The 14102-nt window shown below is 54.4% G+C and carries 15 protein-coding genes; 4 read left to right on the top strand and 11 right to left on the bottom strand.

The genetic code is table 11. The features are described 5' to 3' along the window. The first annotated feature begins 11 nt into the window (after nt 1–11). Nucleotides 12–1676 (top strand): methyl-accepting chemotaxis protein, encoded by a 1665-nt coding sequence (tsr, locus tag O1721_RS06800; protein ID WP_017383845.1) that lies wholly within the window; start codon nt 12–14, stop codon nt 1674–1676. A 260-nt stretch (nt 1677–1936) separates the two neighbouring features. Here tsr and O1721_RS06805 read toward each other — a convergent pair whose 3' ends face one another. From O1721_RS06805 to O1721_RS06845, 9 genes are all read right to left on the bottom strand, one after another. Further along, nucleotides 1937–2446 carry a GNAT family N-acetyltransferase gene (locus O1721_RS06805; RefSeq protein ID WP_015572601.1) on the bottom strand — a complete coding sequence of 170 codons (510 nt, stop codon included), beginning with the start codon at nt 2444–2446 and terminating at the stop codon, nt 1937–1939. Then, nucleotides 2446–4737, bottom strand: coding sequence for a phosphatidylglycerol--membrane-oligosaccharide glycerophosphotransferase (opgB, locus tag O1721_RS06810; RefSeq protein WP_032647163.1), 2292 nt, complete (start codon nt 4735–4737; stop codon nt 2446–2448). The genes O1721_RS06805 and opgB overlap by 1 nt, the downstream gene beginning before the upstream one ends. A gap of 271 nt (nt 4738–5008) precedes the next feature. Next, nucleotides 5009–5491, bottom strand: a complete 483-nt coding sequence (locus O1721_RS06815; RefSeq protein WP_015572603.1) for a YjjA family protein — start codon at nt 5489–5491, stop codon at nt 5009–5011. Between the two features lie 84 nt (nt 5492–5575). After that, nucleotides 5576–6313 carry a replicative helicase loader DnaC gene (gene dnaC, locus O1721_RS06820; RefSeq protein ID WP_003856580.1) on the bottom strand — a complete coding sequence of 246 codons (738 nt, stop codon included), beginning with the start codon at nt 6311–6313 and terminating at the stop codon, nt 5576–5578. Further along, nucleotides 6310–6855 carry a primosomal protein DnaT gene (dnaT, locus tag O1721_RS06825; RefSeq protein ID WP_003856579.1) on the bottom strand — a complete coding sequence of 182 codons (546 nt, stop codon included), beginning with the start codon at nt 6853–6855 and terminating at the stop codon, nt 6310–6312. Before dnaT ends, dnaC begins: the two co-directional genes overlap by 4 nt. Before the next feature lie 126 nt (nt 6856–6981). After that, nucleotides 6982–7410 carry an organic hydroperoxide resistance protein gene (locus O1721_RS06830; protein ID WP_003856578.1) on the bottom strand — a complete coding sequence of 143 codons (429 nt, stop codon included), beginning with the start codon at nt 7408–7410 and terminating at the stop codon, nt 6982–6984. A gap of 84 nt (nt 7411–7494) precedes the next feature. After that, entirely contained in the window at nt 7495–7947 is a 453-nt protein-coding gene (locus O1721_RS06835) for a MarR family winged helix-turn-helix transcriptional regulator (RefSeq protein WP_015572604.1), read from the bottom strand. Between the two features lie 44 nt (nt 7948–7991). After that, the gene (locus tag O1721_RS06840) at nt 7992–8465 is read right to left on the bottom strand and encodes a threonine/serine exporter (protein ID WP_015572605.1); all 474 of its coding nucleotides are present in this window, start codon (nt 8463–8465) and stop codon (nt 7992–7994) included. Beyond that, on the bottom strand, nt 8456–9232 hold the full coding sequence (locus O1721_RS06845; RefSeq protein WP_017383842.1) for a threonine/serine exporter family protein: 777 nt from the start codon (nt 9230–9232) through the stop codon (nt 8456–8458). Before O1721_RS06845 ends, O1721_RS06840 begins: the two co-directional genes overlap by 10 nt. Before the next feature lie 389 nt (nt 9233–9621). Here O1721_RS06845 and O1721_RS06850 point away from each other — a divergent pair, with 389 nt between their 5' ends. Then, complete coding sequence (locus O1721_RS06850; RefSeq protein ID WP_032647167.1) at nt 9622–10359, top strand: helix-turn-helix transcriptional regulator; 738 nt, start codon at nt 9622–9624, stop codon at nt 10357–10359. Next, a complete protein-coding gene (gene bglJ / locus O1721_RS06855) occupies nt 10356–10997 on the top strand; it encodes a DNA-binding transcriptional activator BglJ (protein ID WP_032647169.1) in 642 nt (213 codons plus the stop codon). Before O1721_RS06850 ends, bglJ begins: the two co-directional genes overlap by 4 nt. Nucleotides 10998–11028: 31 nt before the next feature. On the opposite strand, the gene O1721_RS06860 is transcribed toward bglJ, so the two are convergent. Next, nucleotides 11029–11487 carry a YbaK/EbsC family protein gene (locus O1721_RS06860; RefSeq protein ID WP_003856572.1) on the bottom strand — a complete coding sequence of 153 codons (459 nt, stop codon included), beginning with the start codon at nt 11485–11487 and terminating at the stop codon, nt 11029–11031. Nucleotides 11488–11815: 328 nt separating this feature from the next. On the opposite strand from O1721_RS06860, the gene O1721_RS06865 reads away from it, so the two are divergent. Then, nucleotides 11816–13162 carry a PTS cellobiose transporter subunit IIC gene (locus tag O1721_RS06865; protein ID WP_003856571.1) on the top strand — a complete coding sequence of 449 codons (1347 nt, stop codon included), beginning with the start codon at nt 11816–11818 and terminating at the stop codon, nt 13160–13162. Between the two features lie 77 nt (nt 13163–13239). On the opposite strand, the gene fhuF is transcribed toward O1721_RS06865, so the two are convergent. Next, on the bottom strand, nt 13240–14028 hold the full coding sequence (gene fhuF / locus O1721_RS06870; RefSeq protein ID WP_003856570.1) for a siderophore-iron reductase FhuF: 789 nt from the start codon (nt 14026–14028) through the stop codon (nt 13240–13242). Nucleotides 14029–14102 lie beyond the last annotated feature (74 nt).

A 14102-nucleotide genomic window follows, 5' to 3' on the forward strand; every position in this document is an offset into this window, starting at 1 on the left:
AAAGAGAAAACATGTTAAACCGAATCAAGATTGTCACCAGCTTACTGCTGGTTTTAGCGATATTTGGCCTTTTACAACTCACGTCTGGTGGTCTTTTCTTCAATGCCCTGAAGCATGACAAAGAGAATTTCACCATCCTGCAAACCATTCGCCAGCAACAATCCACCCTGAACGGTAGCTGGGTGGCGCTGCTGCAAACCCGTAACACCCTGAACCGCGCGGGTATCCGCTATATGATGGATCAGAACAATATCGGCAGCGGCTCAACCGTCGCCGAGCTGATGCAGATTGCCTCTGCGTCTCTGAAACAGGCGGAAAAAAACTGGGCGGATTACGAAGCGCTGCCGCGCGACCCGCGTCAGAGCGACGCTGCGGCACTGGAAATCAAACGTAATTACGATATTTACCATGGCGCGCTGGCTGAGCTGATCCAGCTGCTGGGGGCGGGCAAAATCAATGAGTTCTTCGACCAGCCGACCCAGAGCTATCAGGATGGCTTTGAGAAGCAGTACGTCAACTACCTGCAACAGAACGACGCGCTGTATCAGACCGCGGTTGAAGACAGCAACAGCTCTTACCGCCAGGCTATCTGGGTGCTGATTAGCGTGCTGGCTGCGGTGCTGGTGGTGATTGTTGCCGTCTGGCTGGGTATTCGTCAGGCGCTAATTTCGCCGCTGAACCGTCTGATTGACAGCATTCGTCATATCGCCAGCGGCGACCTGGTGAAGCGCATCGACGTGGAAGGCTCCAACGAGATGGGGGTACTGGCTGACTCCCTGCGCCATATGCAGGGCGAGCTGGTGCGTACCGTGGGTGACGTGCGTAACGGCGCCAACGCCATTTACAGCGGTGCGAGCGAAATCTCGATGGGCAATAACGATCTCTCATCCCGTACCGAACAGCAGGCTGCCTCTCTGGAAGAGACCGCCGCCAGCATGGAACAGCTGACTGCCACCGTGAAGCAGAACGCCGAGAACGCCCGTCAGGCGAGCAACCTGGCGCTGAGCGCGTCTGAAACCGCGCAGAAAGGCGGCAAGGTGGTGGATAACGTGGTGCAGACCATGCGTGACATCGCCGGCAGTTCGCAGAAAATCGCCGATATCATCAGCGTGATCGACGGGATTGCCTTCCAGACCAATATTCTGGCGCTGAACGCGGCGGTAGAAGCGGCGCGTGCGGGCGAGCAGGGGCGTGGTTTTGCGGTGGTTGCAGGTGAAGTCCGAAACCTGGCGCAGCGCAGCGCCCAGGCGGCTCGCGAGATCAAGAGCCTGATTGAAGACTCCGTGGGGCGCGTGGAAATTGGTTCAACGCTTGTTGAAAGCGCGGGTGAAACCATGGGTGAGATCGTGAATGCGGTAACGCGCGTGACGGATATCATGGGCGAAATCGCGTCTGCGTCTGACGAGCAGAGCCGCGGTATTGACCAGGTTGGGCTGGCGGTGGCTGAGATGGATCGCGTGACCCAGCAGAACGCCTCGCTGGTGGAAGAGTCTGCGGCGGCGGCCGCGGCACTGGAAGAGCAGGCGAGCCGTCTGACGCAGGCCGTTGCGGTGTTCCGTATTCAGCAGGAACAGATGAAGGCGCGCGAGTTCGCCTCGGCGAAAAGCGTTGCCGCACCGGTAGTGGCGCGTAAACCGGCGACCGCAGACGCGGGCGATAACTGGGAAACGTTCTGACGCTGTGCGTTTTGCCGGGTGGCGACTGCGCCTGACCCGGCCTACGGGTTGTGCGTTTCGCCGGGTGGCGGCTGCGTCTGACCCGGCCTGCGGGATGTGCGTTTTGCCGGGTGGCGGCTGCGTCTGACCCGGCCTGCGGGATGTGCGTTTCGCCGGGTGGCGGCTACGCCTGACCCGGCCTACGGATTGTGCGTTTCGCCGGGTGGCGGCTGCGGAATTGGGTTTTGTAGGCCCGGTAAGCGCAGCGCCACCGGGCGATCTTACAGAGGCAGGCGCATGGCGCAGCGGGAACCATACGCTAAACCGTGCGCCGTCTCTTCCTCGCGTTTCTGGCGCAGTTCTGGCGTCAGCGTCGTCATCATTTCAAACCCTAATCGCCTGTAGAAGGGCGCATTCCACGGGACATCACGAAACGTCGTTAACGTCAGCGAGTTCAGCCCCAGACTGCGGGCATGCGCGGCGGCACGGGCGATTAACTGGCGTCCAAGACCTCGTCCCTGCCAGTCCAGGTGAACCGACAGTTCCACAATAAACAGCGACGATGGATGAGCTTCGGCGAGAATAAAACCCACGGGCCTGTCGTCAGCCAGCGCCAGCCAGCTTAATCCGCGTCCGGCGTAACCGAGGTGATCTTCAACAGAAATAACCTCATTGTCTGCCAGCCAGGCCAGCTCAGGAACGTCGCGAAACCGCTGCCCCGCCGCGCGTTCAATGGCGGGCAGGGCAGCGACGTTGTCGAGGCGCGTCGGGCGAAGAGTGAACGCCGTCATCAGCCAGCGCTGCTCACAATTTTAATCTCCACCATGCCGATCCCCAGCTTGCGCGGAGCGTGACCGAGAATATTCCCTTCGTTAGTGGACTGCGGATCGGGTGGCACAATGACCAGCGTATTGCTGCGCGTTGGGTTATCGAAGTGCAGCGTGCTGGTGGTGACGTCATTGCTCAGCGTCAGCGTCTGTTCTTCATCACCGACGCGCACCGGTATAGGACGGTTTGCGTTGGGACCAAATGCCCTGGCGGTGATCACCAGATCGAATTTCTCCGGTAGAGGATGGGTATACTCAATTTTCACCTCATCGCCCAACTGCGCGTTAGACCAGCGCCCCCAGGATTCCGGCCGTGAAATACCGCTGAACTGCTTCACCTCTTCCGGCGCGCCGGCAACATTAAAGATGAAGCTGTCTGCTTTATAACGAATGTCGTTGTCGACGATTTTCAGCAGGTCTACGTTGCGCTGATAGCGTGCGGTATCAATAACCGTATCTTTAAACGCGGTTTTTCCCTGCCACTGCGGTTTGTCAACGTGTTGCACGGTCTGCTCGCCGCCGAGTTGCCCCTGAGAGACGCACCAGTCGGTGGACAGCGACAGCTGTTGCGACCAGAGCTGGCCCATTTTGTAGCATTTGTCGACCCAGACGAAATTATCGCGCGGGGCAAATTCCGCCAGCTGGAAGCGCAGTGGCGCGGAGTATTCGCTTTCCGGCAGCGGCTCGACGCGGTTATCCGACACGCGCAGCAGCAGCGGCAGGCGGAAATGGCTGCCGGAGAACGCGATCATTTTTTTATCCTGATCGATGGTGAAGTCTTTCATCTCTTTCGGGAAGTTCCACAGACGAATGATATCCGGCTTCCAGGCGAGGATTTTTTCCTTCATGTTGAGGAAGATTTCCGACAGGGACTGGCCCGACAGCGTACTGCGGCCCAGGCCAATGAAGTTATCGCCACCCAGAATATCCAGCACGGTAGCGCCGTTATCCATCGAGTTACGTTTAGCGGCAATGATCTCCGGCTGCGGTTTATCGCCGCGCAGCACAAAGAACAGGTTGCTGCGATCCAGCTTATTCAGTTCATCCCAGGCGCTGTTTTTCATCGCCAGATGGTCAGATGAGACGACGATGACCGTATTTTTGAAATACGGCGACGCTTTGATTTTCTCGATTAACGCCGCGATATGCTCCTGGCTACAGGTCACGGCGCTGAACGACTTGTTGTTTTTACCGTCAATGTCATAGCCCTGACGTTTACAGGTGCGTGAGACGAAACCATCCGGATGATGCGTGTCAACGGTCAACGCAAACAGCGAGAAGCGTTTACCGGCGCGGGAAAGCTCCTCGAATTTCTTCCAGGTTTCATCAAGAACGGTATCGTCGTAAAAGCCCCAGTCGTTGCGGTAGGCCGGATCGGCCACCGTGGTTTTCAGCTCTTCGGAACCATACAAGTGATCGAAACCGTGGGATTTCAGGAACACATCTTTCCCGGCAAAGCGCAGGTTAGCGCCCTGCATAAAGTAGTTTTCATAGCCCGAGTTTTTCAGGATATCGCCGAGGCAAATGTTCTGCGGGAAGAAGCTCGACATCGAGGCGGAGGCGTTGCCTTCAAACGGGGCAAACAGCGGAATGCCGCACTGGGAGGCCACCATCCCTGCGATGGTGTAATCCGTGCCAGGGAGCTGCATGGTGTGGCTGAAGTCGAGGCCCTGGTTTTTCAGTGCGCCAAGCTCTGGCGTCAGGTTCGGGAAAGCATCGTTATCAAAATAGGTGCGTTCCAGACTTTCGCCGTAGATATAGACCAGGTTGAGTCTGGGATTGTCGATCTTCTTCGAGGGTTCTTTGTAATAGGCCGCAAAGTCCGGATCGCCATCGCGCGACTGGGATTTTACCAGCTCGGTAATTTGATGGAATGCCGGGCTGGCATCCACGGAGGCCAGCGCCAGGCACAGCGCCAGCAGGCTGTAGCCATGATGATGCGGACGGTGACGGCGACGGCGCAGAACCCAGGCCAGCGCGGCGAAGATGCCCACCAGGGCGACCACCAGCCCCAGACCCGGAAGGATGTACTTACCCACACCAGCGCCGGTCAGGCTGTTGGTCAACGTGTAGAGCACCGCGTCGTTAATACCGTCGCCGGTAAAGTAATCGCTGGCATATAACGTAATGTTTAAAACAATAAAAATGCCGAGCACCACCAGGGTGGCCACAAACCACCAGGTGTGACGACCGGCTTTCCAGGCATAAACGCCGATGGAAGCCAGGAAAAGGACAAGGGACATTAACTCTGACAACAGCAGATCCTCATCATGCCGGACGATTAGCCGGCTAATTGCTTATTTTTTGGGTAATACAATGTAATTGCGATGTCGCTTAGCTGCAATTTTAGTGTCACGAAAGTGTGCTGTTGTTAGGATTTGGTTTATAAAATCGGATTTTTGAATACAGTCGCATCGTGGCACACGGAGGCTGAGGTGGTGGCAGGGGGTAAAAAAACGCACTTCACGCCGCGGTGTAAGACTAACGTAATAAACCCGGCGTGTTGTGGCAGAAAATGGGAGGCGATCAGGAGAGGAAATTAACGCCTTGTTTCAGCACCAGATCGCAGGCTTTCGTTTTCACCTGTTTCGCCAGAGATGAATTTCCAAGGGTGCTGAGGTTCAGCTGCTGGCCATTTTGCGCGTTCAGCAGACCCTGAATACCGTCCATATAGTTGGTGTCCGCTTTCTGCTCCTGGGTGTCCAGACCCAGTTTACCAAGCACCTGGTTTTTGATGTTTTCGGTATCGGTAACGGAAGCCAGTTTCTGCTTCGCGCAGTATTCCAGAATGCCCGCCGCGTTGTTCATCGTTCCGGCGCTCAGGCTTTGGGAGCTGTTACTCAGCAGGCCGGTGAGGGACGAGGCTGACAGCCCGCCCTGGGAAGTGCCGCTCTCTTTGGTTAACTCACTTGCTGCGCTGGAGAGCGACTCCTGCCATGATGCGGCCTGCGCTGCGCCAGTCACCAGCAGGGCGCCAGTAAGGATGCTGATAAGAAACTGTTTTTTCATAATGATTTACTCAACAAGGTCCGTTTTGGGCCAAAAGTGGGTTCAGTATATACCTCTGCTCTTCCGGTGCTCCCTGGAAATATCTTAATACTCTTTGCCGGTGACGCGGCTGCGATAGCTGTCCCAGTCGAAGATGACGTACAGGCTGTTACCCAGCTTCATGCGATCCATCACCCGCTCGCCAAGAAGTCGGGTCATCTCGTCGATATTGTGGTTCGTCAGCATACCGGTCGGGCGTTTTGACGACGAACGGCGATCGACAATCTGATTGATGATCACTTTTTCGTAGCGGGACTCCGTCTGGACGCCGATCTCGTCGATGACCAGCAAATCCACGTTACTCAAATCATTCAGCAGCTGTTCTTCGCTGGTTTCGCGGTTACTGAAGGTGTCCTTCATGGCGGACATAATATCGGCCACGGTGATAATCAGCACTGACTTCCCGCGCAGCAGCAGCTCGTTGCAGATAGCGGCCGCAAGGTGATTTTTCCCCGTGCCGGGTTTTCCGCTAAAGATGAAGCTGGCAATGTTGCCGTCAAATTCATCCACGTACTGGCGCGCCTGGTTGAGGGCGTTCATCTGCCCCTGTGACTCGACCTTATAATTCTCGAAGGAACAGTTCTGGTGCAGAGGGCGAATGCCCGAGCGGTTAAAGGTGCGCTGCATTTTCATCGCGCGGTTTTCGCGGGCGAGGGCAGCCGCGCGAATTTTACCTTGCTCTTTTTGCCATGCCAGCAGCTCTTCACCGGTGGTGAAGGCGGGCTTCACGTTGGCGGGCATCATCTTCTGCAAACGTTTCATCAGGTCGCCGACGTTTTTCATTTCGCACCTCGGAATCCATCAGGGATTTTTTTGTCCGGTTCTGAAAAGGCATTGATATCACGTTTTGGCTGGCCATTGTTGCTGGCGCGGTTGATTTGCAGACTGCGCGCGAACTTTTGCTGCCACTGAACATGGTGGAAGACTTTTCCTTCAGCCTGCCAGTAAGCGGTAAAGGCCGCCAGCTCTTCTGGCGTCGCGGGCTGCGCGAGGGCTATTCCCCATAAGGCCGCCTGCCGCTGAAAATCGGCGTCCGGCTGCCAACCGGCGTACATGGGAAATTTCCCCATTGGAACGGCCACCGGGGCGCTGGCGGGTTCGTCAAAAAACTGATTATCCAGCATGACATCGCTCGCCGGACGCGACAGCTTCGCTTCAATTTCCAGAAGCTGCGCCAGACGTTCCGGCGTGACCGCATAAAACGCCGGGGCGTTGTCGGCAAATACCGCGAGCGTGCCGCCTTCGGCGTGCGTCAACACACCGCGAGGATCGCGCATAAAGGCATCAATGCCAGCAATGCTGGTAGTCAGGATTCTGGAGGACATAACACTTTCTCAACTGATTACTACGGACGTGATTGAGGGTTATGGTAGCACAGAGAGAGGGGGAGGAAAGGAGAGGATTTCCCCGGCGGCGTTACGCTTACCGGGGCTAAAATCACAGGCGGCAGTTTACGCGATGATGTTCAGCGTCACGTCGATATTGCCGCGCGTCGCGTTAGAGTACGGACAGACGATATGCGCTGCATCCACCAGTTTTTTGGCTTCCGCTGCGTCCATCCCTTCAACGTGGATGTTCAGCTTCGCTTCGATACCAAAACCGGTTGGCAGCGGGCCAATCCCCACTTCGCCTTCAATAAAGGCGTCTTTTGGCAGAGCGAATTTGTCGCGTGCCGCAACGAACTTCATTGCGCCCAGGAAGCAGGCGGAGTAGCCCGCAGCGAACAGCTGTTCAGGGTTGGTTACTTCACCCCCCATGCCGCCCATCTCTTTTGGCACACCCAGTTTGACATCCAGAACGCCATCGGAAGACGTTGCGCGGCCATCACGGCCTCCGGTTGCTTTGGCTTTGGCAGTGTAGACAACTTTTTCTAAAGACATGGCAGGTTCCTCATCTTACGTTTATATGCACTATTAAATAGCGCGCGATGTATTAAGTTAGAATCAGACGCGTAAAGTATAGCCTTACGCGCGATGAAGCTGTTGGCGCAAAAGTTCGAGCTGTTGCTTGAGCGCCAGCATGGTGTCGGTATCACACTGCGCTGCACAGCCCACGGCGTGGGGTATCGTCACGGCCTGCTGTTGCAGCGCCCGACCCGCGTCGCTCAGGGTGACGGCGACCTGACGCTCATCCTGACGGGAACGCTGGCGGAAGATTAATCCTGCGCTTTCCAGGCGTTTCAGCAGGGGAGTCAGCGTGGCGGAATCCAGGAACAGCCGCTCGCCAATGTCTGACACCGTGATATCATCCTGCTCCCACAGCACCAGCATCACAAGGTATTGCGGGTAGGTCAGGTTAAGCGGCGCCAGCAGTTGCCGGTACAGCTTGTTAAGCGCCAGATTTGCCGAATAGAGGGCAAAACAGAGCTGGTTATCCAGCAGAAGCGCGTTGGTAGTGTCGTTCGTTTTTGCGTCCATGAAATGAATATAGATAGCGCACGATACAATTGCAAGCGATTTTATTATACGCGTGGACGTTTGCGGTAAAGCCATAATCCGGGGATCGACAGGCCGATGGAGAGCGCGCCCACAATCGACGAGGCTTTAAGGAAATTGCTCAGAAGCAGGATCATCTGCGGTTCGCTGTAGCCAAAGTGGCTGATTTTGACGGCGGAGATCATCGCCGTATAGGCTGAAATGCCCGGGAACATAGGAATGACTGCCGCCACGGTGAACACTTTCGGGTGCGCCAGATACCAGCGGGACCACTGAATACCGATGCTGCCGACCAGCATGGAGGCGATAAACGTCGACCATTCGATATTAAAGCCCGAGGTCATCATGATCATACGTGAGCCGTGGCCAATGGCACCCAGCAGCGCACACCAGGGTAATGCACGCTGTGGGACGTTAAACACCATCGCAAAGCCAACGGCGGGAAGGGCTGCCAGGAGCATGTCCTGCGCCAGTGCGAGTAGAAAATCCATCACGCCCATCCGCGTAACCCCCAGAGTGTCATGGCCATTACCACCCCGATACAGGTCGCCAGCGTCAGCAGGCTGGCTATCGCCCAGCGCGCCAGACCGGTGTTGATGTGGCCTTTGAACATATCAGCGACGGCGTTGATTAAGGGAAAACCCGGCACCAGCAGCAATACGCTGGCGGCCATCGCAACAGTAGGCGTGCTGGCGAAGTAAGGCTGGCGCAAAAGCAGGCCGGATACGGTTGTCGCCACGAACGCCGTGATGCAGAAGTTAATTTGCGGATGCAGTTGCCTGTGCGTCAACAACTGGCGGACATACATCGCGATGCTGCTGGCAAAGAAGGTCACGACAGCGCCGTCCCAGCCGCCCGCGTTGAGCTTGCAGAAGCAGGCGCAGGAGAGTCCCACCATCAGCACAACCAGCCAGCGTGGATACCGGAGAGGTTTGATCTGGTTGAAGCGTTTCTCTATCTCCCTCAGATCGAGCAGCTTGTGTTCAGCAAGGATCACGATGTGCTGCACTTCCGTCACGACGTGCATGTTAATGCCGCGGTCATGATTTTTACGGGTGGAGGTCAGGCACTGTCCGTCTTTAATGGTGGTCAGCACAATGGCATTTGACGAGATGGAGCTCTCAACGCTGTCCATCCCCAGCGCCAGCCCAAGGCGTGTGGAAAGTTCTTCCACGAGGGCGCTTTCTGCCCCGTGTTGTAAGAGAAAAAGCCCGCACTGAATACATAGCCGCGTGGTAGCACGTTGCGTAGACCGATCTGCCTGCATGAAACGCCCTGAAGAGAAGAGAGATTGCTTACTTTTAACACAAAGGGCCGGGCCCTTTGCGCTGGGCCAGATCAACATTTGTGCAATCAGTCGCGTGAGTAGGGGGAGAAAACCGCACTTTCTATTTATTTAATGAATATAAAAATAGAGATTTATAAAGACAATATATTAAGTATTTCTAATTTCATATTTTCAATCTTTTCACGCAATCTTAATTAAAGTTTTGTGGTCTTTATGCGATATTAAGCCAGTATTGGGCGTTTCTTAACCCATGTGACATTTCTTCTGATTTGCGAGTATTAAGCCGTTTTGTACTGAGGGATGCAAGCGTGTTTAAACTCGTAGGGTTAGTTCGTTCTTAAATAATGAATTTATGACAGGGAGGGTCTATGTTGCCATTGAATGGTAAACACGGAGTGGTGATTAGTAGAGTGCCGGTTATGCAAAATGGGCTAGGTGGCGTCATGACGCGTCATTTTCCTGATTTTGAAATAACGTACTGCCGTTCGATGCAGGAGTTGACGCTACTACAATTGCGTCGCGCTGGGGTCGTTATTGCCGATATTTCAGGTGAGTATCGTAATCCTCGCGGCACGCTTGAGCAGTATTATGGATTAATGAATCAGTATCGGGACATTCACTGGATATTCCTTGTCTCGCGTCCCCTTTATCCACTTGCAGTAGAGCTTCTTATGCGTCCGGAAAGCACGCTGCTTTCGGATATGGAACCGCTTGAAGGCGTTATTAACGCTATTCGCGCGGGCAGTGAACGTGCCGAGCGAATAAGCCAGACGTTATTAATACCGGAAACGTCCGATATTGAAGAAGAGAGTGAGCAAATGATTGCGCTCACCCACTCTGAACGCAAGGTGTTGCGTTTATTAGGTAAAGGTTGGGGAATCAACCAAATAGCCACGCTGCTGAATAAAAGTAATAAAACGATCAGTGCACAGAAAAACAGTGCAATGCGCCGCTTATCACTTCGCAGTAATGCCGATATGTACGCGTGGATAAGCAGTACCCAGGGAATGCGAGAACTCAGTTTAATGTCGGCTTATGGAGAGTTTGAGGAATGGAAAAGACCACTGCAACAAGACATATCGCCGTCATCGAAAGCTGCTCAATGAGCGCTGTAGGGCTGAAGCATCTCTTTGCGATGCCCGCCCTGAGCCATTACCAGGTGCACCTGTTTAGCAGATTCGCCAGCTTTAAAGCGGCGCTCTCGGATATCTCATTCTATGCGGCTATCTATTCACTGTCTGATGAGCGTGAAGAGCGGAGAAACTGTCTGGCCTGTTTACGGGATCTCACCTTCACCCACAGCGACGTCCAGCGTATCGTGCTGGCCTCTGACGAAATGGAGGCGAGGCTGGTCAGCCATCTTTCGCCTTCTCGCTTGCATGGGATAATCAGTAAATCGGTTCCGCTAAAGCAGTTAATGGAGGGGCTGGAGACATTACTCAGCGAAACGCATCAGGTGAATGACAACATGTACAATCACTGGTGTGTTAGCCAGAATCGTATGTTAAGCCCAACCGAAAGGGCAATACTGCGTTATATGTCATCGGGATTTTCAATCCCTGAAATTGCGGCGCAGCTTGAACGCAATATTAAAACCATCCGGGCGCATAAGTTTAACGCAATGGTAAAGCTGGGCGTCAATTCTGACGTGGGATTACTGGATGCGGCGGATATCCTGGCGCATCTCCCTGCCCGGGAAGTGCGTCGTTCAGCTCTCACCGTTCCTTCATTCTCTCAGCGTTAAGTGGTGCGCCAGAGTTCTTCTGGCGCAACGTTTAAATGCAGACATCGACCCATTTTGCTGCGGTCAGCTCCGCCATTCTGTCGGGCGATATACGCACCGCACTGTGGATGGCACCCGCTGCGGGTAACACTTCCGCGTACTGTTTTAATGTGATGTCACAGTAAACAGAGAGCGGATTTTCCAGTCCGAAAGGGCAGACGCCGCCAACAGGATGACCCGTCAGGGTGACTACCTCATCGCTGCTGAGCATGCGGGCTTTTGCGCCGAATGTCTCTTTAAGCTTTTTGTTATCCAGACGCGCATCGCCTTTTGCAACCACCAGAATCACGTCATTTTTAATTTTCAGTGACAGCGTTTTGGCAATTTGGCCGGGTTCAACGTTGTGCGCGGCAGCAGCAAGGGCAACAGTCGCTGTGCTTTGGTTAAGCTCAATGATCTCTATATCCGGAGCGTGTTCGGCAAAAAACTGTTGTACAGACTGCAAACTCATTGATTCCTCCTGACAAATATCCTGCGTAATCTGTCATAAGAATTTAGTCGCTGTAAATATCCCTTAAGTAACAAATATCCGTCAGGGGCGATTTCTGGATCGCCTTCACATTCACGGAAACCGGTTACAGTAACCGGTTGCAGAGCGTGATGCAGAGATTAATACTAAGTGTGTAACTTCCCCTGTATCTAATAATAAGAGCTAATTATGAAACCATTCCGTTTGAGCAGTACCGCAGGTACACGATCCGGCAAGGTTGTGACGCTGATGTATGGAACAACGTGTGACGTGAGAGCGTCCAAAACGAACGTCTGACAGGAGATCTGCTATGTCTGCCAACCACGCTGCATTTAATCTGATTTTCCGCTTCGTTGAAAATTATGTCAGCCCTATTGCCGGGCGCATCTCTTCCCAGCGTCACGTTATGGCTATTCGTGACGGGTTTATCTCAGCGATGCCGTTTATGATTGTAGGCTCGTTTTTATTAGTGTTCGCTTACCCGCCTTTTTCGCCTGATACCACCTGGGGTTTTGCTCGCGCCTGGCTGGATATGGCGAAGCAGTTTGAAGGTCAAATTCTGACGCCGTTTGATATGACAATGGGGGTGATGTCCCTTTATATCTGTGCGGCTATTGCCTACAACCTGGGCAAACATTACGTTAAAACGCATCAGCTGGATCCGTTCATGTGCGCGATGCTGTCGCTGATGGCGTTCCTGCTGGTCGCCGCCCCTAAAACCAAAGGCGCTTTACCGGTGGATAGCCTGGGAGGGACCGGTATTTTCACCGCGATTCTGGTGGCGATCTATTGCGTTGAGATGATGCGTTTCCTGAAAGCACACAATATCGGGATCCGCCTGCCAGACCAGGTTCCACCGATGATCAAAAACTCGTTTGACCTGCTGATCCCGGTGCTGGTGGTGGTGCTCACGCTATACCCGCTGAGCCTGCTGATCCAGTCGCAGTTCGGTATGCTGATCCCACAGGCCATCATGTCGATATTCAAACCGCTGGTCTCTGCGGCTGACTCGCTCCCTGCGATCCTGCTGGCGGTGCTGATTGGCCACCTGCTGTGGTTTGCCGGGATCCACGGCGCGGCGATTGTCTCCGGGATGCTGCAAATGTTCTGGCTGACAAACCTGGGGGCGAACCAGACCGCGCTGGCGGCGAGCCAGCCTTTGCCACATATCTTTATGGAAGCCTTCTGGACGTTCTTTATCGTTATCGGCGGATCGGGGGCGACGATGGGGCTGGTGTTCTGCTATCTGCGTAGCCGCTCCGCGCACCTGCGCTCCATTGGACGTCTGAGCGTGGTACCAAGCATTTTCAATATCAATGAACCGGTGATTTTCGGTACGCCGATTGTGATGAACCCGGTGTTCTTTATTCCTTTCCTGCTGGCGCCGATGGTTAATGCCGTGCTGGCATGGGCAGCGATGAAGTTTGATCTGATTGGCCGCGTGATTTCCGTTGTGCCGTGGACGGCACCGGCTCCGGTTGGTGCCGCCTGGGCGCTGGGCTGGGATTTCCGTGCAGCCATTCTGGTGCTGGTTTTGGCCTGCGTTTCCGCCATTATCTATTTCCCGTTCTTCAAGGTGTACGAGAAACAGTTGCTTCAGCAGGAAGCGGAAGAAGCACAGCGTAATGGAGAAGAGGAAAATCAGCAGGTCGCTTAGGTAAAAGCAAAACGGCAACGCAGGTTGCCGTTTTTAATGTTTGTTCCCTCTCTCTGCGGGTTTCAGGCCGGGCCAGACTACTTAAGCGTGCAATCGCCACACTGCTGCACGTCCGGCAGACGGTAGCGCTGACAGCAGGTACGACGTACCAGAAGTCCCTCACGCGGAACCACGGTGCGGTAAAGAGGGTTGTCCCGTCCATCCGACAGCTGTCTGGCAAAGAAACAGCTCTGACGCAGTGCATCCACTTTCTCGTCGCCGAGCAGCGGCTTCATCTCCGTTAAATACCAGTGGATAAGATACCCGGTATTACTCCAGATCAGTTTGCCGTTAATCTCTCCCGTCGCTTCCAGCGCATCAATGACCGGAACCAGCGCTCTTGTAATCAGCCGTTCCATACGCGCCTGCGCTGACAGGTGTCTCGCGCTCGGATCTTCATGTACATCAATCCAGAAACAGGCAGCACGCCCGGTTTCATGAAACTCAACATGGAAATGTTCTGACGAGAGATCGAGCATCGTTTCCTGGGTCAACAGGGCCAGCATGACAGGCGGCACCATCAGCCCGATATACCACTGTGCCCAGAGGGATAACAGCGGTTTGTTTTCCCGCGTCAGGGTAGGTTGGTTACGATAAATATGGTCGGAATAGGTTGCCAGCAGTGACCGCAGCTCCGCAGGACGTTGCCACTCAGTCAGCGTCAGAGCATGATGCGGCGGTGCTTCATCCAGTTTGATGAAATCCAGCAGATGGGCGCGCGTTACGGCAATTTTTTCCCGAATGGCATCCGCAAGCGTCGTTTCCCCGGCGGAGAGTGGAGCTCGCCAGAGCAGGGGCTCAACGATGTGTGCGGTACGAGTCGCCATAGTGTGGATTACAAATCTAAATGATAATGATTGCCAATCCTAACTATAGATAAAACCGAGCGCAAGCGTTTTAT

This window comes from Enterobacter cloacae complex sp. HYC033_NIDB, assembly GCF_056673335.1.